This is a genomic window from Pedobacter sp. W3I1 (genome assembly GCF_030816015.1).
In the GTDB taxonomy this organism is placed as follows: Bacteria; Bacteroidota; Bacteroidia; order Sphingobacteriales; family Sphingobacteriaceae; genus Pedobacter.
The window spans coordinates 667,545-691,116 of sequence record NZ_JAUSXN010000001.1 but is presented as its reverse complement, the minus strand read 5'-3'; the positions used below and the strand labels follow the sequence as shown (position 1 = coordinate 691,116).

Annotated in this window: 22 protein-coding genes; 18 read left to right on the top strand and 4 right to left on the bottom strand. The window is 38.1% G+C overall.

Annotated elements, in window-relative coordinates:
* Positions 1-71 precede the first annotated feature (71 nt).
* A complete protein-coding gene (gene uvrB, locus QF042_RS02985) occupies positions 72-2,114 on the bottom strand; it encodes an excinuclease ABC subunit UvrB (protein ID WP_307525216.1) in 2,043 nt (680 codons plus the stop codon).
* Between the two features lie 335 nt (positions 2,115-2,449).
* Here uvrB and QF042_RS02980 point away from each other — a divergent pair, with 335 nt between their 5' ends.
* Positions 2,450-3,550 (top strand): ATP-binding protein, encoded by a 1,101-nt coding sequence (locus QF042_RS02980; RefSeq protein ID WP_307533240.1) that lies wholly within the window; start codon positions 2,450-2,452, stop codon positions 3,548-3,550.
* A gap of 132 nt (positions 3,551-3,682) precedes the next feature.
* On the opposite strand, the gene QF042_RS02975 is transcribed toward QF042_RS02980, so the two are convergent.
* Together QF042_RS02975 and QF042_RS02970 are read right to left on the bottom strand one after the other, a co-directional pair.
* Positions 3,683-6,052: a M1 family metallopeptidase gene (locus QF042_RS02975; RefSeq protein WP_307525214.1), complete on the bottom strand. Its 2,370-nt coding sequence runs from the start codon at positions 6,050-6,052 to the stop codon at positions 3,683-3,685.
* A gap of 11 nt (positions 6,053-6,063) precedes the next feature.
* Entirely contained in the window at positions 6,064-6,615 is a 552-nt protein-coding gene (locus QF042_RS02970) for a HupE/UreJ family protein (protein ID WP_307525212.1), read from the bottom strand.
* A 289-nt stretch (positions 6,616-6,904) separates the two neighbouring features.
* Here QF042_RS02970 and QF042_RS02965 point away from each other — a divergent pair, with 289 nt between their 5' ends.
* The 14 genes from QF042_RS02965 (at position 6,905) to QF042_RS02900 (ending at position 17,831) form a co-directional block, all read left to right on the top strand.
* The gene (locus QF042_RS02965) at positions 6,905-7,570 is read left to right on the top strand and encodes a class I SAM-dependent methyltransferase (RefSeq protein WP_307525209.1); all 666 of its coding nucleotides are present in this window, start codon (positions 6,905-6,907) and stop codon (positions 7,568-7,570) included.
* 59 nt (positions 7,571-7,629) lie between these two features.
* Positions 7,630-8,136 carry a DUF6702 family protein gene (locus QF042_RS02960; RefSeq protein ID WP_307525207.1) on the top strand — a complete coding sequence of 169 codons (507 nt, stop codon included), beginning with the start codon at positions 7,630-7,632 and terminating at the stop codon, positions 8,134-8,136.
* A 134-nt stretch (positions 8,137-8,270) separates the two neighbouring features.
* A complete protein-coding gene (locus QF042_RS02955) occupies positions 8,271-9,539 on the top strand; it encodes a hypothetical protein (RefSeq protein ID WP_307525205.1) in 1,269 nt (422 codons plus the stop codon).
* 85 nt (positions 9,540-9,624) lie between these two features.
* On the top strand, positions 9,625-10,269 hold the full coding sequence (gene upp / locus QF042_RS02950; protein ID WP_307525203.1) for a uracil phosphoribosyltransferase: 645 nt from the start codon (positions 9,625-9,627) through the stop codon (positions 10,267-10,269).
* 38 nt (positions 10,270-10,307) lie between these two features.
* Positions 10,308-10,625 carry a low molecular weight protein tyrosine phosphatase family protein gene (locus tag QF042_RS02945; RefSeq protein ID WP_307525201.1) on the top strand — a complete coding sequence of 106 codons (318 nt, stop codon included), beginning with the start codon at positions 10,308-10,310 and terminating at the stop codon, positions 10,623-10,625.
* A gap of 40 nt (positions 10,626-10,665) precedes the next feature.
* Positions 10,666-11,355: a YjjG family noncanonical pyrimidine nucleotidase gene (locus tag QF042_RS02940; protein WP_307525199.1), complete on the top strand. Its 690-nt coding sequence runs from the start codon at positions 10,666-10,668 to the stop codon at positions 11,353-11,355.
* Between the two features lie 77 nt (positions 11,356-11,432).
* Positions 11,433-12,137 carry a DUF4476 domain-containing protein gene (locus QF042_RS02935; protein ID WP_307525197.1) on the top strand — a complete coding sequence of 235 codons (705 nt, stop codon included), beginning with the start codon at positions 11,433-11,435 and terminating at the stop codon, positions 12,135-12,137.
* A gap of 19 nt (positions 12,138-12,156) precedes the next feature.
* Positions 12,157-12,669 (top strand): DinB family protein, encoded by a 513-nt coding sequence (locus QF042_RS02930; protein WP_307525194.1) that lies wholly within the window; start codon positions 12,157-12,159, stop codon positions 12,667-12,669.
* Positions 12,670-12,713: 44 nt separating this feature from the next.
* Complete coding sequence (locus QF042_RS02925) at positions 12,714-13,331, top strand: hypothetical protein (RefSeq protein WP_307525192.1); 618 nt, start codon at positions 12,714-12,716, stop codon at positions 13,329-13,331.
* A gap of 78 nt (positions 13,332-13,409) precedes the next feature.
* Positions 13,410-14,729 (top strand): flippase, encoded by a 1,320-nt coding sequence (locus tag QF042_RS02920; protein ID WP_307525190.1) that lies wholly within the window; start codon positions 13,410-13,412, stop codon positions 14,727-14,729.
* Positions 14,726-15,373 carry an FkbM family methyltransferase gene (locus QF042_RS02915; RefSeq protein ID WP_307525188.1) on the top strand — a complete coding sequence of 216 codons (648 nt, stop codon included), beginning with the start codon at positions 14,726-14,728 and terminating at the stop codon, positions 15,371-15,373. The genes QF042_RS02920 and QF042_RS02915 overlap by 4 nt, the downstream gene beginning before the upstream one ends.
* 13 nt (positions 15,374-15,386) lie before the next feature.
* Positions 15,387-16,148 (top strand): class I SAM-dependent methyltransferase, encoded by a 762-nt coding sequence (locus QF042_RS02910; protein WP_307525186.1) that lies wholly within the window; start codon positions 15,387-15,389, stop codon positions 16,146-16,148.
* Between the two features lie 168 nt (positions 16,149-16,316).
* A complete protein-coding gene (locus QF042_RS02905) occupies positions 16,317-17,234 on the top strand; it encodes a sugar transferase (protein WP_307525184.1) in 918 nt (305 codons plus the stop codon).
* Between the two features lie 141 nt (positions 17,235-17,375).
* Positions 17,376-17,831, top strand: coding sequence for a PA2169 family four-helix-bundle protein (locus QF042_RS02900; RefSeq protein WP_307525181.1), 456 nt, complete (start codon positions 17,376-17,378; stop codon positions 17,829-17,831).
* A gap of 197 nt (positions 17,832-18,028) precedes the next feature.
* Here QF042_RS02900 and cphA read toward each other — a convergent pair whose 3' ends face one another.
* A complete protein-coding gene (cphA, locus tag QF042_RS02895; RefSeq protein ID WP_307525179.1) occupies positions 18,029-20,644 on the bottom strand; it encodes a cyanophycin synthetase in 2,616 nt (871 codons plus the stop codon).
* A 270-nt stretch (positions 20,645-20,914) separates the two neighbouring features.
* Here cphA and QF042_RS02890 point away from each other — a divergent pair, with 270 nt between their 5' ends.
* The 3 genes from QF042_RS02890 to QF042_RS02880 all read left to right on the top strand — a co-directional run bounded on the left by QF042_RS02890 (position 20,915) and on the right by QF042_RS02880 (position 23,454).
* Positions 20,915-21,814: a cyanophycinase gene (locus QF042_RS02890; protein ID WP_307525177.1), complete on the top strand. Its 900-nt coding sequence runs from the start codon at positions 20,915-20,917 to the stop codon at positions 21,812-21,814.
* A 78-nt stretch (positions 21,815-21,892) separates the two neighbouring features.
* Positions 21,893-22,735 carry an isoaspartyl peptidase/L-asparaginase gene (locus QF042_RS02885; protein ID WP_307525175.1) on the top strand — a complete coding sequence of 281 codons (843 nt, stop codon included), beginning with the start codon at positions 21,893-21,895 and terminating at the stop codon, positions 22,733-22,735.
* 29 nt (positions 22,736-22,764) lie between these two features.
* Positions 22,765-23,454 (top strand): hypothetical protein, encoded by a 690-nt coding sequence (locus tag QF042_RS02880; protein ID WP_307525173.1) that lies wholly within the window; start codon positions 22,765-22,767, stop codon positions 23,452-23,454.
* Positions 23,455-23,572: the final 118 nt, after the last annotated feature.

Here is a 23,572-nt window from a genome sequence, read left to right as displayed (position 1 = left end):
ATTTTTAGATAACTTATTGAATTGCAATTGTAATCCAAATTATCTAAAAATCATTCTTTAAAACTAAAACGTTACTTGCCGAACTTCTCGTTAAACATTTTCTCTAAAGCAAACATTTCATCACGCAGTTTGGCTGCCTGCAAAAAGTCCATGTCTTTTGCGGCTTTTTGCATATCCTTCCTGGTCGTATCAATTGCCCTCTGCAGTTCCGCTTTACCCATATACTGTACAATTGGATCTGCTGCAATACTGATTTCTGCATTTTCGACATAAGCTCTTGCTTTGTTATCGCTTGCTTTTTGCGAGAAATCGAGCACTGAGGTCTGTTCTAAAATTGCTTCTCTTGATTTACCAACGGTTTTAGGCGTAATGCCATGTTCAAGATTATAAGCAATCTGTATATCCCTACGCCTGTTCGTTTCAGAGATGGTTTTCGACATGCTATCTGTAATGCTATCGGCGTACATAATTACACGGCCTTTATCGTTCCGGGCAGCGCGTCCAATGGTTTGGATCAGCGATTTTTCAGACCTCAAGAAACCTTCTTTATCTGCATCTAAAATAGCCACCAAAGTAACCTCAGGTAAATCCAAACCTTCACGCAAGAGGTTAATCCCAACTAACACATCAAATTCTCCTAAACGTAAACCACGAAGAATTTCTACACGTTCTAAGGTTTTAATTTCGGAGTGGATATACCTGGTTTTGATATTTAAACGATCCAGGTATTTCGTTAATTCTTCAGCCATACGTTTGGTTAAAGTAGTAACCAGAATACGTCCACCCTCTTTGATGGTAATATCGATTTCATCTAAAAGATCATCAACCTGGTTAATTGCAGGTCTAATCTCTATAACAGGGTCCAATAATCCGGTTGGCCTAATTACCTGCTCTACTACCACACCTTCTGACTTTTCCAGTTCGTATTCGGCAGGCGTTGCACTTACATAAATGGTTTGTGGGGCAAGGGCTTCGAATTCGTTAAAGTTTAAAGGTCGGTTATCCAATGCGGCTGGTAAACGGAAGCCATATTCAACCAAAGATAATTTTCGAGACCTATCTCCGCCATACATGGCCCTGATTTGCGGAACGGTAACATGACTTTCATCTATCACCATTAAATAATCTTCCGGAAAATAATCTAACAAACAGAAAGGGCGCATGCCGGGTTGCCTTCCATCGAAGAAACGGGAGTAGTTTTCGATACCAGAACAATAACCCAATTCTTTCATCATTTCGATATCGAAATTAGTACGTTCTTCCAGACGTTTTGCTTCCAACAAATGCCTGTCTGCAATTAATTGGTTCTTACGAATTTCCAGCTCTTCTTGTATTCCCCAGATAGATGAATTAAATCTGTCTTTTGGCGTGACGAAAAGATTGGCAGGATAAATGGCCATGTCTTCCAGCTTCTCTATTGTTTTACCAGAAACGGGATCAATGGCTGAAAGTTCTTCAATATCATCACCGAAAAATGAAATCCGATAAGCATGATCAAGATATGCAGGATAGATATCGACCGTATCACCTTTAACCCTAAAGGTTCCGCGCTTGAAGTCTGTTGTAGTTCTGGAATATAAAATCTCTACCAAGCTATGCAAAAAAGCATTCCTCGAAATCCGTAAGCCCACGCCAAAACGGAAAACCATCCGTGAAAAATCTTCCGGATTACCCATACCATAAATACAGGAGATGGATGATACCACTATAATATCGCGTCTACCGCTCATTAACGAAGATGTAGTGCGTAACCGGAGTTTTTCAATTTCTTCGTTTATACTCAGATCTTTTTCGATATAAGTATTGCTTGATGCGATAAAAGCTTCTGGTTGATAATAATCGTAATAAGAAACAAAATAATTCACTGAGTTTTCAGGAAAGAAATTTTTGAACTCGCCGTAAAGCTGCGCCGCCAAAGTTTTATTGTGACTTAAAATTAAGGTGGGTTTCTGTGTCTGCTCAATCACATTGGCTATCGTAAATGTTTTTCCCGATCCCGTAACCCCTAATAAAGTTTGATAATGTTCGTTGGCATTTACGCCATCTACCAATTGTTTTATAGCGCTTGGCTGATCTCCGGTGGGTTGATATTCTGAGGTGATTTTAAATTTCATGAGTATACCAAACTTAGTTAAAATTGATCTTTAAATCAATTTTAATGTTCTCTCCTCCGCTTATAAAAACATAAACGGCCGGGAGGAAATATACGATTTAGGCTGCAAAGTCTAAAACAGGAGAAAGTCAGGAAAGTTGTGGTAAGAAGAAATTATTCCCATCAGAATTTTATACCTTCAATATTCAAATTTCTATTTAAATAAATTAAAGACACACTAACCTAGTAAATCAAAAGTTAAACTTTTGATTTACTAGGTTAGTACATATATTTGTGTATGTTGATTATTAGAAATCTTGCATCCCAATTAAGAAATAGGCTTAAAAAACTCCAGCTATTGCTATTCTCGGACCGCGACAGGTCGGAAAAACTGCGCTGGGAAAAGATTTAAGCAATGAGTATATATATCTTGATATGGAAAATCCTAGGGATGTTGCCAAACTACAAGATGCTTATACTTTTCTCGAAAGCCTCCAGGATTATACTGTAATTATTGATGAGGTACAGCTATTGCCAATATTGTTTTCCTTATTACGGCCATTAATTGATGCTAAAAGAACACCAAGAAGATTTATCTTGCTAGGATCTGCTTCACCTGAATTGGTCAAAGGTGTTTCTGAAACGCTGGCTGGTAGAATTTCTTATAATGAATTGTGTCCCATCGGATTAACCGAACTACCCGATACAATAGGTTTTGAACAACACTGGTTTCGTGGCGGATTTCCAGAATCCTTACTATCAGAAAACGACTTGCTTAGCAAAGAATGGATTGATGATTTTATCGTAAGTTATGTTGAAAGAGACTTAGCAAAGATGTTTGGTGTCGATTTAGCCCCGATGCTCCTAAGAAATTTCTGGAGTATGCTTGCGCATTTAAACGGAAATCTATTTAATGGGGAATCCTTTGCAAGATCTTTAGGAGTGAGTGCACCCACTGTAAACCGGTATTTAGATTTTTTAGAGGGAGGTTTTTTGATCAGAAGATTACAGCCATGGTTTGTTAATGCCAAAAAGCGCTTAATTAAGTCGCCAAAAACATATATCAGAGATACCGGCATTTTACACCGTTTATTAAACATCCCAAGTTACAGTGATTTGTTTGGCCATCCAGGCATTGGCGCATCCTGGGAAGGTTATGTAGTTGAGCAGATTTATCAAATAAAGGATAAGCAAACGGACCTTTTTTTTTACCGTACACAAACTGGGGCAGAATGTGATTTAATCCTTGTACAGGGGATTACCCCAATTGCATGTATTGAAATCAAACTATCAAATGCACCCACCATATCTAAAGGATTTATCAGCTGTATAAAAGATCTTGAGCCAAAATACAAGTATATTATTACGCCGAATAGTGAAACCTATACTTCATCAAATGATATTACAGTAACAAATATTAAAAACTTCTTACTGAATATTCTCCCTCAAATACAATAAAAATCCCCGTTGGTTTTCAACAGGGATTTTTATTGAACAAGGTCATTCTCGCAAAAACGGAAATCGTAATCCCATTAGCTTAAAGATTCTCCGATACGGTCGAAATGACGATCGCTCGGGATAAAAATACAACTATTTACTAGCGGCCTGCATTGGGTTTTTACCAACCGATTGGCCTCTTACTGCTCCGCCAGCTTTAGTTTTATATACTTTAAATTTGCTTTCTTTAACCTTACCGCCCCAAGCATTATTCGATGTATCAATATCGGCAGTTTCGCGTAATGGATCAATTAAGATTGAAGCTACTTCTTTATCTTTCACATAAAATTTAGCTGTTTTCAATTCATTATGTCTCCAAATCTGAGCTGGAATACGGTCTATTTCCTTTGTACCATCTTTATAGGTAAACTCAACAATTACTGGCATTACTAAGCCGCCTTTATTGCCAAAGCTCAATTCGTAAAGGAATTTGTTGTCATATTTACCCTGCTCTGCTGAGGGAACAGCTTCCAGCGTTGCAGCGGGTTGCGTTTTAGTGGCAACAGTAGTATCAACATTAACCATTCCCCTATCATATTTATAGTAGAAATCTTGTGCTGCAGGCGTTTTATCTACATAAAAATTAATCTTTTTATCCTCACGGTTTCTGATTTTCGAAATATCTTCAAAGGCATTAACAGCAGGTTTATCAATTTTAACCATTTTCGATTTAGCTTCTGGTAAATCCTTAGGAAAATCGGCTTTTGCAAATTTCACGCTATCTAAAGATATATCACATGGATCGGTTCCATAAAACCAACCTCTCCAAAACCAATCTAAATCTTCGCCACTGGCATCTTCCATCGTACGGAAAAGATCAGCAGGTTCTGGATGTTTAAAAGCCCATCTTCTCGAATATTCTTTAAATGCATAATCGAAAAGCTCCCTTCCCATGATGGTTTCGCGAAGGATATTTAAACCTGTAGCAGGTTTCGAATACGCATTCGGGCCGAAACGGGTAATATTTTCAGAGTTGGTCATAATTGGTTCCAGCTCATCTTTTGGCAGTTTCATGTAATCAACAATGGTATATGCCGGTCCTTTTTTACTTGGAAATTTGTTATCCCAAAGTTCTTCGGTTAAATACTCAACAAAAGAATTTAGTCCTTCATCCATCCAGGTCCATTGGCGCTCATCACTATTTACAATCATTGGGAAGAAGTTATGCCCAACCTCGTGAATAATTACACCTAACATGCCATTTTTTGTGCTTTCGCTGTATGTACCGTCAGTATCCGTACGGCCATAGTTAAAACAGATCATTGGGTATTCCATTCCGTTTGCAGCCTCAATACTTTGTGCAACCGGGTAAGGATAAGGGATGGTGAAATCTGAATAGGTTTTAATGGTATGTGCCACCGCACGGGTAGAAAACTTGCTGTACAGATTGTAGGCTTCTTTTCCATAAAAACTCATGCACATTACGGTATTGTTATTGGCCTGAATTTTTTGTGGCATGGCATCCCATATAAACTTACGGGAAGATGTCCATGCAAAATCGCGGACGTTACTGGCATTAAAAACCCAGGTTTTCTTAGTAGTAGATTTTTTAGTTTCCGCAGCTTTAGCTTCAGCTAAAGTTTGAATTTCTACAGGTGCAGCCGCAGTTTTTGCAGCATTGTACCTGCTTAACTGTGTTGGATTTAAAACAGCGCTATAATTGATGCACTCTCCTGTTGAACCCACCAGGTGATCTGCCGGAACAGTCATCTGCACTTTAAAATCGCCAAAAGTTAAAGCAAATTCGCCTCTGCCAGTAAATTGATGGTTTTGCCATCCCTGAAAATCGCTATATACACATAAGCGTGGGTACCACTGCGTCATGGTAAACAGGTAGTTTCCATCCGTTGGAAAAAACTCGTAACCTCCACGGCCACCAACACTCATCCGGTCAGAAATTTTATAGTTCCAATCGATATTGAAGATAAATTTTTGCCCGGTTCTCAGCGCAACTGGCAAATCTATCCTCATCATGGTTTTGTTAACCGTATAGGATAAGTTTTTACCTGCTGCATCGGTTAATCTGGTGATATTTATTCCAAAACCGTTGTTTCCTGTTGCACTTAACTGATCTAAATTTTTAGTAGTTCCGGTGGCAGGCATCTTAGTCGCATCCTGATAATTGGCATTTCTATCGGTACTGTGCTCGTTTTCATCAAGCTGCAACCAGATATAAGTTAACGGATCGGGAGAATTGTTGGTATAGGTAATTGTTTCAGATCCCGTTAACAACAGATTTTTTTCATCCAGCTCACATTTAATATTATAATCGGCCCGTTGCTGCCAATATTTAACACCAGGCGCCCCACTGGCGGTACGTTGTTCGTTAGGTGTTGGCAAAATGGTGCCCAACTGCTCAAACTTATTCCCATGGTTACTCCCTGGATTATTCTGAATATTTTGAGCCATAGCCAAACTACCAGAGAAGAATAGCAGGCCAGTTAAAGTAAATAGTTTATTCATGATACGATTTATTAAAAAGGAATACGTTCTAAAGCCATTTTTAAAGCCAGGCTAAATACGGCTGCTGATATAAATAAAACCCAGCTCATACGCTTGATGTGGGTATAATTAAAAATTAAAAAGGTAATCAGAAGAATGATCATCACCATAAAAATCTGTCCGGCTTCTAAGCCCACATTAAAGCCAAATAAGCCCCAGCCAATATTCTGATCTTTGGCCAGCATGATTCTGATGGAGTTGGCAAAGCCCATTCCGTGAATAAGCCCAAAGCCCAGTGCCAAAAAATAATTGATCTTAATGGATTTTAAGGAGAAATTCTTTCTAAACAAATTGCTGATCGCGGTAATTACAATGGTACAGGGAATCAAAAATTCTACCCATTTACTATCAAACCTGATCATATCCAATACGCTTAAAAGTAAGGTAAATGAATGACCGATGGTAAAGGCCGTAACCAAAATGAGCACCTGCTTTAAATTGACATAGCTGTAAATAGCCACCAGAGCTAAAACAAACAACTGGTGATCTAAAGCGTCGGCGCTGATAATGTGCGTCCAACCCAATTTAAAATAAAAAGATAAAATCTTGTAACGGCATGAATAATAAGCTAACTATTGAGAATGAAATAGTTTACAATAGCTAAAATTATATTTTTAATTACAAAAACCCGAAATATCCTTCAAAAAAACCCTAAATACCAAATTTGTTACTAATTTTTAACGCATTTGATGCTTTTTGATAAAATTTTATCATAAACAACTGGGTTTACAGTTGTAAACAAAATTGTTGTTTAATAAACATAGCCAATGCAGTAACTTGGTACTTATAACTATTGGTCTTCTATTCAACACTATGCTTTGGCTTAAATATTATTTCCAAAAACCAGAAAAAGGTTTCGATCCGGTTCCAAAAGCTTTTGCAGAAAAATATGCAGCAAACGAATACAAAAAAATTGACAGCAAAATAATAGAGGTTATAAAAACCCAATTAGGTGATTTCGAAGATAAAACTTTACTTGATCTCGGTGCTGGCCCAGGGCAATATAGTATTGAATTTGCCAGGAGGGGAGCAAAAGTTACCTGGCACGACATTAGCCTGAATTATTTAACCATAGCAAAAGCTAAAGCTAAGGAAGAAAATATGGTTATCAATTTTTCGTTGGGCTATTTAGAGGAAGCCCGGGGCAAGTTCGATATTATTTTTAATCGCATATGTTGGTATTACTGCATCAATGATTACCGGTTTGCAAAATGCATCTACAGCTTAGTCAAAAAAAACGGGTGCGGTTTTATTGTGGTTAACAATGAGAAGTACCTTCAGGAAGAACTTGTAAAAGAATCGGGTTTTAGAAAATTAGCCATTAAAACGAGCTATTGGCTCAATGAAAAATTTAACATTAAGCTTACGCATGTTCATCCATCCCATAAAAAACTCAGTAAAATATTTGCCAGCTTAAATTTCAGGCACTTACATTTAGAACAATGTGGGCACAACACCTTAATTACATTTAACAAGTAGACCGATTATCTGTTAACTTTGCCTCCTTAACTTTTTTAAGAAAAGATTTAAATATGTTGATGCGTAAGTTAAAATATAGCCTTTTGCTTTTGTGTGTTGCTTTTTTTTCTGTCAGTGCTGGAATAAAACATCCATTGCATGTGAGCACAACCGAAGTGAACTTTAATGCAAAGGATAAAACTTTAGAAGTAAGCTGCAAAATTTTTTCAGACGACTTTGAGGCAATTTTAACCAAATTATACAAACAAAAAACCGATCTGAGCAATCCGAATATGAAGAGTACGATGGATGAACTGGTAAAAAAATACCTGCTTTCTCATTTACAGCTAAAAGCCAATGGCAAAGCTGTTGCCATGAACTACATCGGATTTGAGATCGATCATGAGGCCACTAATATTTATCTTGAAGTGGAGAAAATTTCATCCATAAAATCGATTGAAGTGAGTAATACTATTTTATACGATATGTTTGATGATCAGATGAGCATTGTACATATTGTAAAAGGTCCTATCCGTAAAAGCACAAAAATCCTTTACCCTGAAAAAAAGTTCACAGCAAACTTTTAATTGTAATTTTTGTATTAGATAACGGTTCAATGTTAAATTACCGTTAATTTAGAAGGCAATATTATTTAGGTTAATATCTGCTGAGAAATATTTCTTGTACTCTTTTTTTAAATACCGTGTCGTTAAAATAAGTTATGCATCTAATCATCTTCTCCAATATATTAACGCCTCGGATAAAATATATCTTTAATTTTATTTTTAAAGATATTCTTAAAGCAGAATTAGAATTTACGGGCAATAGCCAGTATTTTCTACAGAGCGAGCACATCAAAGTCAGTTATGGGGAGGAGCCCTTAGGTGAGGAACTTTTTTTTAAGCGTACCGCTTTACTCTTCTCCAATAAATTAGAAGAAATTAAGCCAAAAACTATTCCTTTTGGCGAATATCAGGCTCCTTTTCCGGTTGCACAATCAGCCTTGCCATTTGATGTTTTTGCTGCCTCATTTTTTATATTAAGCCGGTATGAGGAATATTTTTATCCAAAAAAGAACGAAGAAGACTTTAAGCCATCCAAAAGCTACCAGCATAAATGGAAGATGTTAGATAAACCGATTATTGATGAATGGGCATTGATCATTAAAAGTTTGATCAAAAAAAAACATCCACATTTTAAGTTCCACGAAAAGAAATTCCAACATCAACCAACCATTCATTTTAATATTTTTCCCAACTTACCCGAGGGGTTATTAAATAGAACCAAATTTATTTTCAGTGCCCTCTTTAAAAAAGAAAACAATTACCTGAGTTCGAAATTCGACAGGCTAACAGGAATAGGAATTAATAATGAGCAGGTTTTGGGGGAGGTGAACCAACTATTTTCTTCGAAAAAAAGTAATCCTCTGTATTTTGTCGATTTCCCTGATGTGCCGATCAATTACATTAAAATAGACGGTGTTTCAAAAATGCTTACCGATCAATCAGTTGGATTATTAAGACCTTGCGCCAGCGATAAGCAAAAAATGCTCGAGATTAAGGAAGGCCTGATTAAACTCAAAAAAATCCATTCAAACCCTGCTTCAGTAAGTAGCCAGCAATTGGAAGTATTAAAATTCCCCATTTGCTATTTAAACATCCTCAATTCTGGCATTACTTCCGATTATTCTATGGGCTACAGCAATGTATTGGGTTTCAGGGCCGGAACCTGTACACCATTTAACTGGTACGACCTTCAGCTTGAAAAAGTAACTCCCTTAATCGTTAATTCTTATTGTATTACTGATCATATTCTTCAATTTTTGACGCATGATGCGGCTGTAAAAACAATACACCAATATGTCGATGCGGTGAAGATGGTAAACGGCACTTTTTATAGCAGCTGGAGCTTAAAAAGCCTGTCTGCAAATGCTAAATACAAAAAATTAAAATCGCTGTTCGCAGAAATGCTTAATTATGCCGGAAATTGATTTAGTTTAAATTATTCGGCTTAAAATTATTAAATTTAAGGAATAAACATCCCTTAGGATAAACCTTTGAGATACCGAAAACATTATGATTTTTGATGTAAGCAAGACAAAATCTATTGCCAATACCTTTGTTGCCGAACTTCGGGATGAAAATATCCAGAAGGATTCGATGCGTTTCCGCAAAAACATGGAAAGGCTTGGTGAATTTTTTGCCTACGAGATCAGCAAATCATTGAAATATACCAGCCAGGAAATTGTAACCCCATTAGGTGTATCGCCTTGCGAAGTTTTAACCGAGCAGCCCGTTTTGGCTACAATACTCCGGGCAGGGTTGCCACTTCAACAAGGTTTGCTCAACATCTTCGACAAAGCCGAATGCTGTTTTATTTCTGCCTATCGCAAAATAAAAAAGAGTGGCGATTTTGTGATCCAGATGGACTACATTTCTACCCCGGATTTAGAAGGAAAAGTTTTGATTATGGCCGATCCGATGTTGGCAACCGGACAAAGCATGGTGATGTGCTGTAAAGAACTGATCAACCGCTACAAAATTGCAGAACTTCATGTTGTTGCGGCAATAGCCAGTACAGAAGGTGTTGCACATGTTCGCGCTAATCTGCCTAAAGCAAAACTTTGGCTGGGAGCAATCGACGAGGAAATGACCAGTAAATCTTATATCGTACCCGGGCTTGGCGATGCCGGCGATCTGGCCTATGGGGAGAAGGTTTAGTTTTTAGTCCAAAGTCCTTTGTCTTAAGTCCAGAGCCAGTGAACATCCTCTTTGTCTGCAGCAGAAATAAATGGCGTAGTGCTACCGCCGAAAACATCTATAAAAACCATCCCGATCACCAGGTAAGATCAGCGGGAACAGCGCCATCGGCCAGGATTAAAATCAATGCAAAATTGATTACCTGGGCCGATCTGATCTTTGTGATGGAGAAAAAGCATAAGCAAAGGATCACTGAACGTTTTCCTGAAGAAACCTACGATAAGGAAATTATTACGCTTCATATCCCAGATGATTATCAGTATATGGATGAAGAACTTATTGAGGAGCTAAACGCAAAAGTTGCTGATTATTTATAAATCAAAAATCATTAGGCTACCTTTGTGAAAATAATTACCCATGAAAAAGCACATTTTCTTCGACCTTGACCACACCATTTGGGATTTTGACCGCAATGCCGAAGAAACATTAAATGAACTTTATCACGCTTACAAATTAGACACGCTTGGCCTTAAATCCTGTGCCGATTTTATCATTACTTATACGGAAAATAACCATCAGTTATGGGCCGATTATCACCTGGGCAAAATCACCAAAGATTTTTTAAGATCGGAGCGCTTTAGCAAAACTTTTATTCAGCTGGGTGTTCATCCTGACGTAGTGCCTCATCAGTTTGAGGATGATTACGTAAATATTTCGCCTACCAAAACCAATTTGTTCGAAGGGGCAGAGAACGTTCTGGCTTACTTACAGCAAAAATATACACTCCATATTATTTCTAACGGCTTTAAGGAAACGACCTTAACCAAAATGAATCTTTCGAATCTTAACCCCTATTTCGAAAATGTAATTATCTCAGAAGATGTAGGCGTAAATAAGCCAAATCCTATTATTTTCGAATATGCGTTGGATAAGGCCAAAGCCTTAAAGGCAGAAAGCATTATGATTGGCGATAGCCTTGAAGCCGATATTTATGGCGCATTAAACTTTGGTATGGAAGCGATATTTTTTAATCCTTTACAGAAAGAGAAACCTGATTATGTACAGCAAGAAATTAGGCATCTTGAAGAATTATTAAAACTTTTTTGACGTTACGTCTTTTTTCTTTGATTTTGGCATTTGTTTGGCAATAACTAAATACACACACAAATGAAACCTTAATTAAAATGAAGAAAACCATCTTTTTAGGATTGGCAATACTTTTTGCTACCCTAACTTTCGCTCAAAACAACCGCAGTTCGGCAGAAGTATTTCTGCAAATCGTTAATCCGGGCAAATATAACGCATATTTAGATGAAGAACTGGTTGGATCAGCCAACGGTAGGTTCCGTTTTTACGATGTATACAATTCTGCACCTATGTTATCTATTATTCTGGGCAATACAGTAGTGCTAAAACAGCGAATCAGGGTTATTCCGCAACAAAGGCTTGTATTAAGTTTTGAAGATAAAAGATTAATCACTTTAAAACAGCTAAATATCTATCGCAACAGGCAGTATGCCCTTAATGATTTTGATGGCTATACCGCAGATTACAATACCGGTATTGTTCCACCAATCCAACCACAACCTGATTTCAATTACAGATTGCTCTCTGATGAAGCTTTTCAGACTTTTTTAAGCCAGTACAAAAAAGAAAGTTTTGATGACGGCAGAACAAGAATGATTAATGTAGTGAGTAAAAATGCCTCATTGCTAAGTGCTCAGGCCAGGGTGCTTTTGAAATCTTTCGCCTTTGATGATGAACGCCTAAAAGTGGCGAGGAATCTTTACAAAACCATTGCCGACCCGCAGAATTACTTTACCTTATCTGATATTTTTATTTTTCCATCTAATAAGGACGACTTCTTAAAATATTTGGAGAACCAGTAATTCGGCTTATCTTTATTACATGACGGCTGCAAAAATAAAGGCATCGATCCATAAAATTGTCGATGCCTATAAATTGAAATTATCTCACTATTCTGAAGATATTTTTCAAACCACGCCACCCATTGCCGGATGGAGTTACAGCGAAGTATATTCGCATATTTTCGATTCAAGTCTGCTCTCTTTAATTGCACTCGAACATGCAGCAAATGGTAAAGGCGAAAGCAAATCCACCCATTTTATTGTAAAACTGATTTTAGCTTTAGGCACTTTACCGCCGGCAAAAAAGTATAAAGTTCCGAAAAGACTGGCCGAGCGTGTAAAAAAAATCAGTAAAACAGAAGCCCTCGATTTTATTTTGGAGTTTGAAAAAGGTCTTGATGATAATTATCCTGTAATTGCCAACGCAAAAGCCGATTGCAAAACAAAACACCCACGACTAGGATACTTAAATGCCAAACAATGGCTAAGATTTATCGAAATTCATTTAAAACATCATCTCAAGCAGTTAGAAAGGATAGAAAAGAGTTTTTAGACGTAAATTAATTTCGCCATATTTGGGTAAATAAATTCAGCGCCATGAAACATGTTTTTTATCTGTTCGCATTAACTCTACTTTGCGCCTGTAACAGCGAAAAGAAAGAAACTGCTCAAGCGGTTATTCCAACACCTACGGGAATACAGGGACTTCAAAAAAGCAATACTGTGCAGCCTGCAGCGCAAAGCGCTAAAACTAACCTTATTTTCAACCCTCCACATGGTGTGGCGGGACATACCTGTGCATTAGCTGTTGGTGCGCCCTTACACCAAACAGCTGCCGTTCAACCACAAAAAAGCGCTACTCCACAACCAGTAACCGTTCCAGCACCTTCTGTTGTAGTAAATACATCAGGTAAAAAACTTAATCCTAAACACGGAGAGCCTGGCCACAGATGTGACATTGCTATTGGCGCACCGCTGGATAGTAAACCAACACAAGTTGTAACTACACAGCCTGTAGTAAAACAAACCGTAGCCATAAAAACAGGAAAGGGCTTGAACCCACCACACGGTCAACCCAATCATAGATGCGATATTGCTGTTGGTGCACCTTTAAACAGCAAACCTGCCCAAGCTGTAAATACGGTTCCCGTACCAGCTCCTGAAACTAAAACTTCAGAAACTAAAATAGTGGAGACAAAAAGTGAAGGAAAATAATAGTACATATTTAGTGTACTTAATATTTTGAATTTCCAGCACCTAACTTAACGCACATTTTTTTACATCTTTGCGTTAATGAAATTACCCACCATAAAAGGTTTTGACGAAGAAGCATTTAACAAGTATTTAAAAAATACAGGGTGGGTGATATTTGGCAAGGGGCTCAGCCTTATTGTAAATGTATTAATTACAAGCTACCTGGGGCCTATTTTATTTGGAGATTTAAGTTTCGGATTGTCTTTGGTGGCTATACTTGCAGCAGTAGGTGCCTTGGGGCTTGATACTTTCATTATCCGGGAAATTATTCAGGAACCCGATAAGCGCGATGAAATCCTTGGCACTTCATTATGGCTCAGAATAGCTACAAACGGTTTGCTTATTCCAGTTGCTATTGGTATTTATTTAATCAGCCACAATTTATCATCAAACCCCGGCACTCCTTTAACTTTACTTGTTGGCCTACTTGCTTTCGCATCTTTTTTTAAATCATTTAATGTTATAGATGCGTATTTTCAGTCTCAGGTACAATCTAAATATGTTGTACAGGTTCAGAACGTCTGCCTGGTTACAGTTTCAATAATTAAGGTAGCCATTATTGTGCTGTCGCTTCCCTTGATTTATATTGTATTTGCATATGTTTTAGAAGGATTAATCTTGGCGATAGGCCTGATAATCGTTTATCAGAAACGGGGCTTTAGTATTTTTAACTGGCGTTTCGACAAACAACGAGCGAAATCATTATTAAGAAAATCATCTCCACTTATCCTTTCGGCAGTAATGGTTTCCATTTATATGAAGATAGACGTGGTGATGCTTAAAAGTGTTGGCAGTAAAGCCATCGGGATTTACAGTTCTGCACAAAATCTCAGCGAGGCCTGGTATTTCATTCCGGTAGCAATTGTTACCTCTGTATTCCCTGCTTTATTGAATGCCCGGAAAACAGATCTAAACCGTTACCAAAAGCGGCTTAAAAACCTTTACGATCTACTAATTTTTATAAGTTTACCTGTTGCCTTATTTATCAGCTTTTTTGCTGCAGATATTATTCACCTTATTTACAGAGGTAAATATGATGGCGCCGGGCCTATGCTGGCCATTCATATCTGGTCAGGGATTTTTGTATTTCTAGGTACTGCAAGTTCCCAGTATTTAGTTGCCGAGGGCTTTACCAAAATCTCATTTTACAGAACAGCCGCAGGTGCTATAGTCAATATTCTACTTAATCTTTGGTTAATTCCAAAATATGGCGGTGTAGGAGCATCAGTTGCGACCCTTATAGCTTGTTGTGTATCAACATTTTATCTTTTATTAATCCCCAAAACCAGGCAACAAGGTATAATGATGTTAAAATCATTATTTTTGGTCACCGCATTTCAAAAAATATTTAAACGTTGAGTACTCTTAAAGCATTAACTACATTAATTGCAAAGCCAAATAGGCTTAAGGCATTATTATCATACGGACATAAAGGCTACCTGAACAGCATTGGCTGGTTTACTGCTTTTGATAAGAAACAAGCCGTAGATGGCAAAGGAAAAGCACTGCCTTGGGTAACCTATTCGTTTATCGATTTTATTAAGGAGCGGATAAACAAAACACAGCATGTTTTTGAATATGGCTCTGGTAGTTCTACTATTTTTTATGCTGAAAGAGCTGGCTCGGTAACTTCTGTGGAGCACGACAAAGGCTGGTTTGATAAAGTAAAAAATACAAGCCCAGCCAATGCCGAGATGATATTCTGCCAATTGGAAAAAGATGGAGAATACGCTAAAAAAGCAACTTTGATCGATAAAAAGTTCGACATTATTATTGTTGATGGGCGCGATCGTGTAAACTGTTGCAAGTATAGCGTTGCTGCGTTATCCTCAAATGGTGTATTGGTTTTAGATGATAGTGAACGCGAAGCCTATAATCCTGCCCGTGTGCTTTTAAAGGCCCAGGGGTTTAAAGAAATCAGCTTCAGTGGGATTTCGCCAGGCCTTTTTTACGAAAAAGCAACCTCAGTTTTTTATAAGCAGGATAATTGTTTAGGTATTTAAATCAGTAAGCACCATGTTAAGCGAAGAAGTAAAAACGGCCTACGATAATTTTTATACCAATAGCGATGTAGCATGGAGAATGCTCGGTGCAAAATATAAAGCGCAAAACATTGTTGATGTTTGCAAAGGCTTAAAGCCTAAAAAAGTGCTTGAGGTTGGTGCCGGAGATGGTAGTATTCTGCATTTTTTAAATGAATGGCATTTCGCACCAGAATTGTATGCTTTGGAAATTGCACAAAGTGGTGTCGACATTATAAAAGACCGTAACCTCGCCAGTTTAAAAGAAGCACAAACTTTTGATGGATATAAAATCCCTTATGAAGATGATGCATTTGATCTGATTATTCTTGCGCACGTTTTAGAGCATGTAGAACATGAACGGATCCTAATCCGCGAATTGAAAAGAGTAGCAAAATACATTGTAGTAGAAGTACCTAAAGATTATCGCTTTGGTGTAGACCAAAGAATGAAACATTTTTTAGATTATGGACACATTAACATGTATACGCCAACTTCTTTAAGGTTTTTGTTGCAGAGTGAGGGTTTAGAAATTCTAGAAGATAAAGTTTCGATGACTGCACCAGAAACAGTAAAATTTAATGAGTTTATCAATAAAAAAGCACCAAAAACATTTGCTAAAAACTTAAAAATAGAGCTGGAATACCGGATCAAGAAAACTTTAGGTAAATGGTTTGGAAAGAAAAAGCAAGAACAGTTTGCCAATGCCTATACCGTATTAACTAAAAAGTCTGACCATAACCTGCAGATATTTTAGGGAATTAATCGGTAATTTAGAGAGTCGTCATTTCGAGCGGAGTGCAACGGAGCCGAGAAATCTTAACGCTTAATTTTATTTATAGATTTCTCCATTCCGCTTTGCTCCAGTCGAAATGACGGAGGAACTGAACAGTTTATTGATAGGCTTAATTGATAAAAAAACAAAATGCAAAACCTTGCCCCAATAGCACTTTTCGTATATAACCGTCCGCAACATACCGAGCGGACGCTACAATTTCTGCAACAAAATGGACTGGCTGCACAAAGCCATTTGTATATCTTTTCAGATGGCGCCAAAACAGTTCAGGATGAAGAAAAAGTTGCTGCGGTAAGAAAAATCATCAAAAAAGCAGATGGTTTTAAATCGGTTAAGGTAATTGAAAGTAAGGCAAATGCAGGCTTAGCCAATTCGGTAATTGCAGGGGTAACCCAATTAATAACAGAATACGATCAGGTAATTGTTTTTGAAGATGACCTGATTACTTCTCCACATACTTTAGCCTATTTCAACAATGCTTTAAACCATTACCGCGAGGAGGAAAAAGTAATGCATATCGGCGCCTATATGTACCCCTTAAAACCAGATAAACTTCCGCAATCTTTTTTCTACAGGGCAGCCACAAGTTGGGGTTGGGCCACATGGGGAAGGGCATGGAAAAACTTTGAACCGGATATTGATATCCTTTTAAAACAGTTTGACAAAAAGAAAAGAACTGCATTTTCCATTGATAATAAAATGAATTTCTGGAAACAGATGCAAGAGTTTAAGAAAGGGAAAAACAATAGCTGGGCCATTAGATGGTATGCTTCCATCTTTTTAAAAGGAGGAATCACCCTTAATCCATCGCAATCATTGGTTAACAATATTGGCCATGATGGCACAGGTGTGCATTCAGGGATAAACGATATTTATAACGTCATTATCAACCCTAAACCAATTGTCGAATTTCCAACTGTAATAGGTGAAGACCCCATTGCTTATAAAGCCATCAAAAGCTTTTTGATTAAACGGAAAGGTAATATGGTAACACGAGTTAGGCGTTTTGTAAAAGAAAAGCTGGCACAATACTTTTCGAAGAAATAATTAACCAACCACCATTCACACAGTCTGCTGATAAAAAATAGCTGATATAGCTACCTGTTGTAGACAATTAAAAAAAATGACAAACCTTTTTTTAATTGGTCATGTTGCTTTTATACATCGAAACTATAAAAAAATAAAAACATGAAAACGACAACAGCAACAGTAGAGGTATTAAACGATCTGGTTCAAATTAATAACGATCGTATTGAAGGTTATGAAAAAGCTCGTCAGGAATTAAAAGAGGGCGATGCCGATTTAAAGACTCTATTTTTAAATATGATAGGCGAAAGTCAAAAATATAAAATGGCTTTGGCAACCGAAATATCGGCTTTGGGTGAAGATATTGAAACAGGAACCACCAATTCGGGTAAAATTTACCGGGCCTGGATGGATGTTAAAGCACTATTTACTGGCCACGACCGTAAAACTGTTTTAAATAATTGTGAGTTTGGAGAGGATGCTGCACAAAATGCATATAAAATGGCATTAGAGGAAGAAGATATCCCTTCAAATATCAGGGATTTAATTTCAGAACAAAAGGCATCTTTAAGAGAATCGCATGATGAGATTAAAAGATTACGTGATGTTGAGGCATAGTAAACTTTAAAAATGAAAAAACCTCCTTCGATAATAAATCGAAGGAGGTTTTTTTATAGTATTTCGTCATCTCGACTGGAGCAACGCGGAACGGAGAGATCTATCTAGATAGATTTAGCTTCGCTGAGCACTACGTGGTTCTCGGCTTCATTGCATTCCGCTCGAAATGACGATCAGTGGCAGAATACATTAGTTACTTACGACTCTAATTCCCGATCTAAATGTTCGGTAACGCGTTGGATTGTATTGTCGATTGTGTTACTTAAAATCGTTAGATAAGAACCCTTTTTAGCGGTTTCAATAGCGATCTGCAAACACTCAGTGCTTTTATTGTTAATGATGATCTCCTTATTCGGATCAACTTCCTTAACGCCTTTTACCAGCAGATCAACCAATTCTTGTTGCTGTCTGCCTCGAAGGTATTTCTCCTGACAAATATAAATTTTATCAAACATCTGAGCAGAAATACGGGCAGTTTCAATAATATCCTCATCTCTTCTATCTCCGGTTGCCGAAATAATACCCACATGTTCGGTAGCTTCCACCCCTTGTAAAAAACCTTTTATGCCATTAAATCCATCAGGATTATGCGCAAAATCGACCAGTACTTTAAAATCTTTGAACCTGAAAATATTCATCCTTCCTGGGGTATGCGCTGCAGAAGGAATAAATGTTTCCAGCGATAAACGGATATCTTCAGGTTTATAGCCCCATAAATAGGTTGCTAACGTTGCTGCAAGTACATTCTGGATCATAAAGTTTACAGAACCACCAAAGGTTAAGGGAATATGGGTGGCTTTATCTACCCTTAATTTCCAGTCGCCTGTTTTAATGGTAATGTATCCGTTTTCATAAATGGCTGCAATTCCACCTTTTCTGCAATGCTCTTTAATCACAGGATTATTTTCATCCATGCTAAAATAAGCAACATTACAGCGGGCATCTTTGCCAATGCGAACACAATAACCATTGTCGGCATTCAATACTGCCCAACCTTTACGGCGCACGGCCCCAATTACAACTGCTTTAACCCGGGTTAAATCGTCAAGATTGTGGATATCAGAAATACCCAGGTGATCTTCCTGAATATTGGTGACTACGCCAATATCGCAGGCATTAAATCCCAGCCCTGCTCTTAAAATTCCGCCACGGGCAGTTTCCAGTACGGCAAACTCTACTGTCGGGTCTTTTAAAATGAACTCGGCACTTACCGGACCCGTGGTATCGCCCTTCATCAACATGGTGTTGTGTACATACACCCCATCACTGGTGGTAAAACCTACACGTTTACCATTGCTACGGATAATGTGCGCAATTAAACGCGTTGTAGTGGTTTTCCCATTTGTTCCGGTTACCGCAATAATTGGGATTTGCGATAGCTTTCCTTGAGGATAAAGCATATCGATAACCGATGCGGCTACGTTTCTAGGCAAACCTTCACTTGGTGCCAGGTGCATCCTGAATCCCGGCGCTGCATTTACCTCTAAAACCACACCTCCATTTTCGGTTAACGGCTGGGTAAGGTTCTGTGCCATGATGTCGATACCGCAGATATCCAATCCGATTACCCTCGAAATCCTTTCACAGATAAAAATATTCTGTGGGTGAACAATGTCTGTTACATCAATCGATGTTCCTCCTGTACTTAAATTCGCTGTAGATTTTAAGTAAACCACTTCTCCCTTTTCCGGGATGGTTTCTAAGGTATATTCCTTTTTGGCCAGCAGATCCAAAGTATCCCGGTCAACAGCAATTTCTGTTAACACATTCTCGTGGCCATAACCGCGGCGTGGATCTTCATTTTCCTTATCAATTAACTCTTGAATGGTATGAATTCCATTGCCCTTAACGTGTGCAGGATCGCGTTGTGCCGCAGCAATAACTTTATGATCAATTACCAGCACCCGAAAATCGAATCCTGTAATAAATTTCTCAATAATTACCTTTCTCGAATAGGTTTTGGCATATTCAAAAGCTGCCAAAGCATCTTCCATCGTTTTCACATTAATGGTTGCACCTTTACCATGGTTACCATCGAGTGGTTTAAAAACCAGCGGAAATCCAACTTTTTTAACAGACGCTTCCAGATCATCAGGGTTTGAAATGGTTACCCCTGAGGCTACCGGAATGGCGGCTTCGGTAAGCAAACGTTTCGTCTCTTCCTTGTTGCTCGCAATATCTACAGCGATACTACTGGTTTTTTCGGTCATGGTTGCCCTAAAGCGGACCTGGTTCTTACCATATCCTAACTGTACCAACGAACTTTTATTCAGCCTGATCCAGGGAATGCTTCTGCTTACGGCCTCTTCTACAATAGAGCCTGTACTTGGGCCTAATGCTTCTAGCTCGCGTATTTCCTTCATCCTTCGGATATCGTGCTCCAAATCGTACTCTTCGTTATTAATCAGGGCTTCGGCAATTTTAACAGCAGCTTCGGCAGCGTAAACACCAACCTTTTCCTCCAGATAACTGAATACTACATTATAAATGCCTTCAGTTTTAGTTTGGCGTGTTCTGCCAAAACCGGTTTCCATGCCAGCCAGTGTTTGTATTTCTAAGGCAATATGTTCAATTACATGCCCCATCCATGTTCCTTCTTTCACACGTGTAAAAAAACCTCCTTCTACGCCTTTAGAACAACGGTGTGTAAACATGCTAGGCAACAATTTCTCTATCCGCTCACTAAACCCCTCAATTACGTTAGTTGGTTTTTGCTCTAAATCTTCCAGATCTAAACGCATTTGGATCAATTTTTTTCGGCTAATTGACCATATGTTTGGCCCTCTTAATACTTGTATGTTTGATATCTTCATGTAATGTTTTATTCGTTTTTTTATTTAAACAAGGATTTGGGATAGCCTTTTTAACTCAATTTTTAGAATGAAATTGATGACTGTAAATTATGCATTTATTTTGAAATTAGGCGCCCCATTTACCTAAATCAATTTTAACGCCTATTTGTTTTATTTTCAAGCACAACACCGTTAATTTTATGTTATAATATTTTAACGTTTGTTAATAAATTGAATATTCTTGACAAAAAAAGTCGTGTTTTTTATCTTAAGCCTATATATTTGGGCTTTTTGATACAATTATATACACAAAGAATGGTTCCGAAAGGTAAACTCATCATCATTGGTGGCGCAATAAACACAGGTAGCTTCGCAGAAACGCAATTTGGACTGCCTGAGAATATGAATTTTTTTGAGCGTGGCATTTTAAAACGGATTACTACTGAATCATTAAGAGATACTTTATCTCGCTTTGAGATCATCACCACAGCATCATTAATGCCCGAAAAGGTTGGCGAAGAATATATCAAGGCTTATGCACAATTAGACGTGCATAATGTTGGCGTACTTAATATTACCAACCGTGAAGAAGCCAATTCTGATGAAAATTATGAACGTATCAAAGCAGCAGAGGTAATTATCTTTACCGGCGGAGATCAGCTCCGTCTTTCTTCAATTTTTGGCGGAACAAAAATCCACCAGATCCTGTTAGAAAAATATAGAAATGAACCTGTGGTAATTGCGGGTACTTCGGCTGGAGCCGCGGCAAGCTCTAAAAACATGATTTATCAGGGTAGCAGCAAAGATGCCTTACTTAAGGGAGAGGTTAAAATTACCGGCGGACTAGGCTTTATTGATGATGTTATTGTAGATACACATTTTGTTCAACGCGGCAGAATTGGCCGTTTGTTATATGCTGCTGCCAGCAATCCTGGTATTTTAGGGATTGGGCTTGGCGAAGATACCGGGCTTTTCATTTCTGATGGTCATACAATGGAAGCCATTGGCTCTGGCATGGTAATTTTAGTAGATGGCCGCAATATGGCCGATACCAATTTAACCGATGTAGAAATGGGGCAGCCTGTTTCGATTAAAAATATGGTGGTACACGTCATGTGCGATGGCGACGTTTATGATTTAACAGACCATAGCCTAGTGATTCATCATCCAAAGGTTATTCCGATAGGATAGTTCAGTTAGCAGTTAACAGTGGGCGATTTTCAGTTAGGATTTACCAATCTTGAATACTACAATAGTCAAATCTAACAAATGAAATTAATTATACACGGTGGCTTCTTCAGCGAATCATCTACCAACCAGGAAACAAAAAAGGCTAAACAAGATGCTTTAGCCTCGATTGTTACACTCGGACACGAATATTTAAAAACGCATACTGCATTAGAAACCGTGGTTTATACGGTGGCGTTGTTAGAAGATAACGAGCTGTTTAACGCAGGTATAGGCTCTCAGATCCAAAGCGATGGAAAAGTGAGGTTAAGTGCTGCCTTAATGGAGGGTAAAACAGAAAAATTTAGTGGTGTAATTAATGTAGAAGATGTTAAAAACCCTATACAAATTGCACAGCACCTGCTCACTTACGATGACCGGGTGCTAAGTGGCGATGGTGCCCGGCAATTTGCAAGGGCAAATGGATTTGAATATTTCAACCCCATTACCCCACAACGCCAATCCGAATACGAAGCCAAATTAAACCAAAAAAACAATAAAGGAACCGTAGGCTGTGTAGCACTCGATGCGGATGGGAACTTGGCAGCGGCAACCTCCACAGGGGGGAAAGGATTCGAAATCCCTTGCCGGGTTAGCGATTCTGCAACTGTGGCAGGCAACTACGCCAATCAATATGCAGGTATTTCTTGTACAGGAGTTGGCGAAGATATTGTAAGTGGCGCCTTAGCTGCAAAAATTGTAACCCGTGTTACCGATGGATTTTCTTTAAAGGAAGCATCAGATAAATCTTTTGCAGAACTTAAAGCTTTTGATGGCTTTGCAGGCGTTGTAGGCATTTCTGCAACAGGCGAAGTGTATCATTGCGACTCGCATCCATACATGGTTTGGGCATCTTTCGATGTTAATTTACAGGTATTTAGCTGAAATTAGATTTAAAGTATTATTTTTGTTGCATGACCAAAATTGTATTGGCTTTAATTGGCCTTTTTGCATCATTACAACTACAAGCTCAAAATATAGATAAATCTGAGGCACAAGAACCCAATGGCAGTGCTATAAATATAGCCGTATCTAAATTTGATTTGGAGGATGGGAATTCTTTTTTTGAGGAAGCAGAAGATTTAGAACGAAAAGGAGATTACAATGAAGCCCTCACCTTATTTGGCAAAGCCGCTTTCGAATATAATGCCGTAAAAAACTTCAACAGGTACGGACAGGCCGTTATCAAGATGAGCAGTATGCATTATCAACTTGGCCGTTTCACTGATGCAGAGCAGATTCTTTTAAATGTGGCGTTAAAAAATTATTCTAAAACCGGAAACAGAGCAGGAGTAATGAACACCTATAACCTTTTAGGCAAAGTTTATCTGGCAAATACCAAGTATACCCAATCGATGTGGTTTTACACGCAACAAGGTATTCTGGCAAAACAATTAAAAAGCAACAATTCTTACATTGAATCTATTTTAGGCATTGTTCAGGTTAAAATTAAAAAGAAAGATTTTACACTTGCACTCAGAGATCTAAAATCAGCTGAATGGCTTGCCAACTCGATTAAAACCACCCAATACAAAGCGCAAATTAAAGATGCCAGGGAAATTATTGCTAGCAAAACCACCAGTAAAAAGGTAAATCCAAGCTAAAGACTTATTTTTTCTTAAATCTTGCTCCATTACTGATCATATAGATTTTAAAGGTCTGTAATTGGTCAAATTTTGAGTATCGATCAAAACAAAAAATAACGCTCAACGTTCTACATAA

Bases quoted from the DNA above. Each gene is read 5' to 3' on its own strand.
- QF042_RS02920 (WP_307525190.1), top strand. From the start codon at position 13,410: ATGAAATTACCCACCATAAAAGGTTTTGACGAAGAAGCATTTAACAAG.
- QF042_RS02960 (WP_307525207.1), top strand. From the start codon at position 7,630: ATGCGTAAGTTAAAATATAGCCTTTTGCTTTTGTGTGTTGCTTTTTTT.
- QF042_RS02880 (WP_307525173.1), top strand. From the start codon at position 22,765: ATGACCAAAATTGTATTGGCTTTAATTGGCCTTTTTGCATCATTACAA.
- QF042_RS02940 (WP_307525199.1), top strand. From the start codon at position 10,666: ATGAAAAAGCACATTTTCTTCGACCTTGACCACACCATTTGGGATTTT.
- QF042_RS02910 (WP_307525186.1), top strand. From the start codon at position 15,387: ATGTTAAGCGAAGAAGTAAAAACGGCCTACGATAATTTTTATACCAAT.
- QF042_RS02900 (WP_307525181.1), top strand. From the start codon at position 17,376: ATGAAAACGACAACAGCAACAGTAGAGGTATTAAACGATCTGGTTCAA.
- upp (WP_307525203.1), top strand. From the start codon at position 9,625: ATGATTTTTGATGTAAGCAAGACAAAATCTATTGCCAATACCTTTGTT.
- uvrB (WP_307525216.1), bottom strand. From the start codon at position 2,114: ATGAAATTTAAAATCACCTCAGAATATCAACCCACCGGAGATCAGCCA.
- QF042_RS02935 (WP_307525197.1), top strand. From the start codon at position 11,433: ATGAAGAAAACCATCTTTTTAGGATTGGCAATACTTTTTGCTACCCTA.
- QF042_RS02955 (WP_307525205.1), top strand. From the start codon at position 8,271: ATGCATCTAATCATCTTCTCCAATATATTAACGCCTCGGATAAAATAT.
- QF042_RS02925 (WP_307525192.1), top strand. From the start codon at position 12,714: ATGAAACATGTTTTTTATCTGTTCGCATTAACTCTACTTTGCGCCTGT.
- cphA (WP_307525179.1), bottom strand. From the start codon at position 20,644: ATGAAGATATCAAACATACAAGTATTAAGAGGGCCAAACATATGGTCA.
- QF042_RS02885 (WP_307525175.1), top strand. From the start codon at position 21,893: ATGAAATTAATTATACACGGTGGCTTCTTCAGCGAATCATCTACCAAC.
- QF042_RS02975 (WP_307525214.1), bottom strand. From the start codon at position 6,052: ATGAATAAACTATTTACTTTAACTGGCCTGCTATTCTTCTCTGGTAGT.
- QF042_RS02965 (WP_307525209.1), top strand. From the start codon at position 6,905: ATGCTTTGGCTTAAATATTATTTCCAAAAACCAGAAAAAGGTTTCGAT.
- QF042_RS02930 (WP_307525194.1), top strand. From the start codon at position 12,157: ATGACGGCTGCAAAAATAAAGGCATCGATCCATAAAATTGTCGATGCC.
- QF042_RS02905 (WP_307525184.1), top strand. From the start codon at position 16,317: ATGCAAAACCTTGCCCCAATAGCACTTTTCGTATATAACCGTCCGCAA.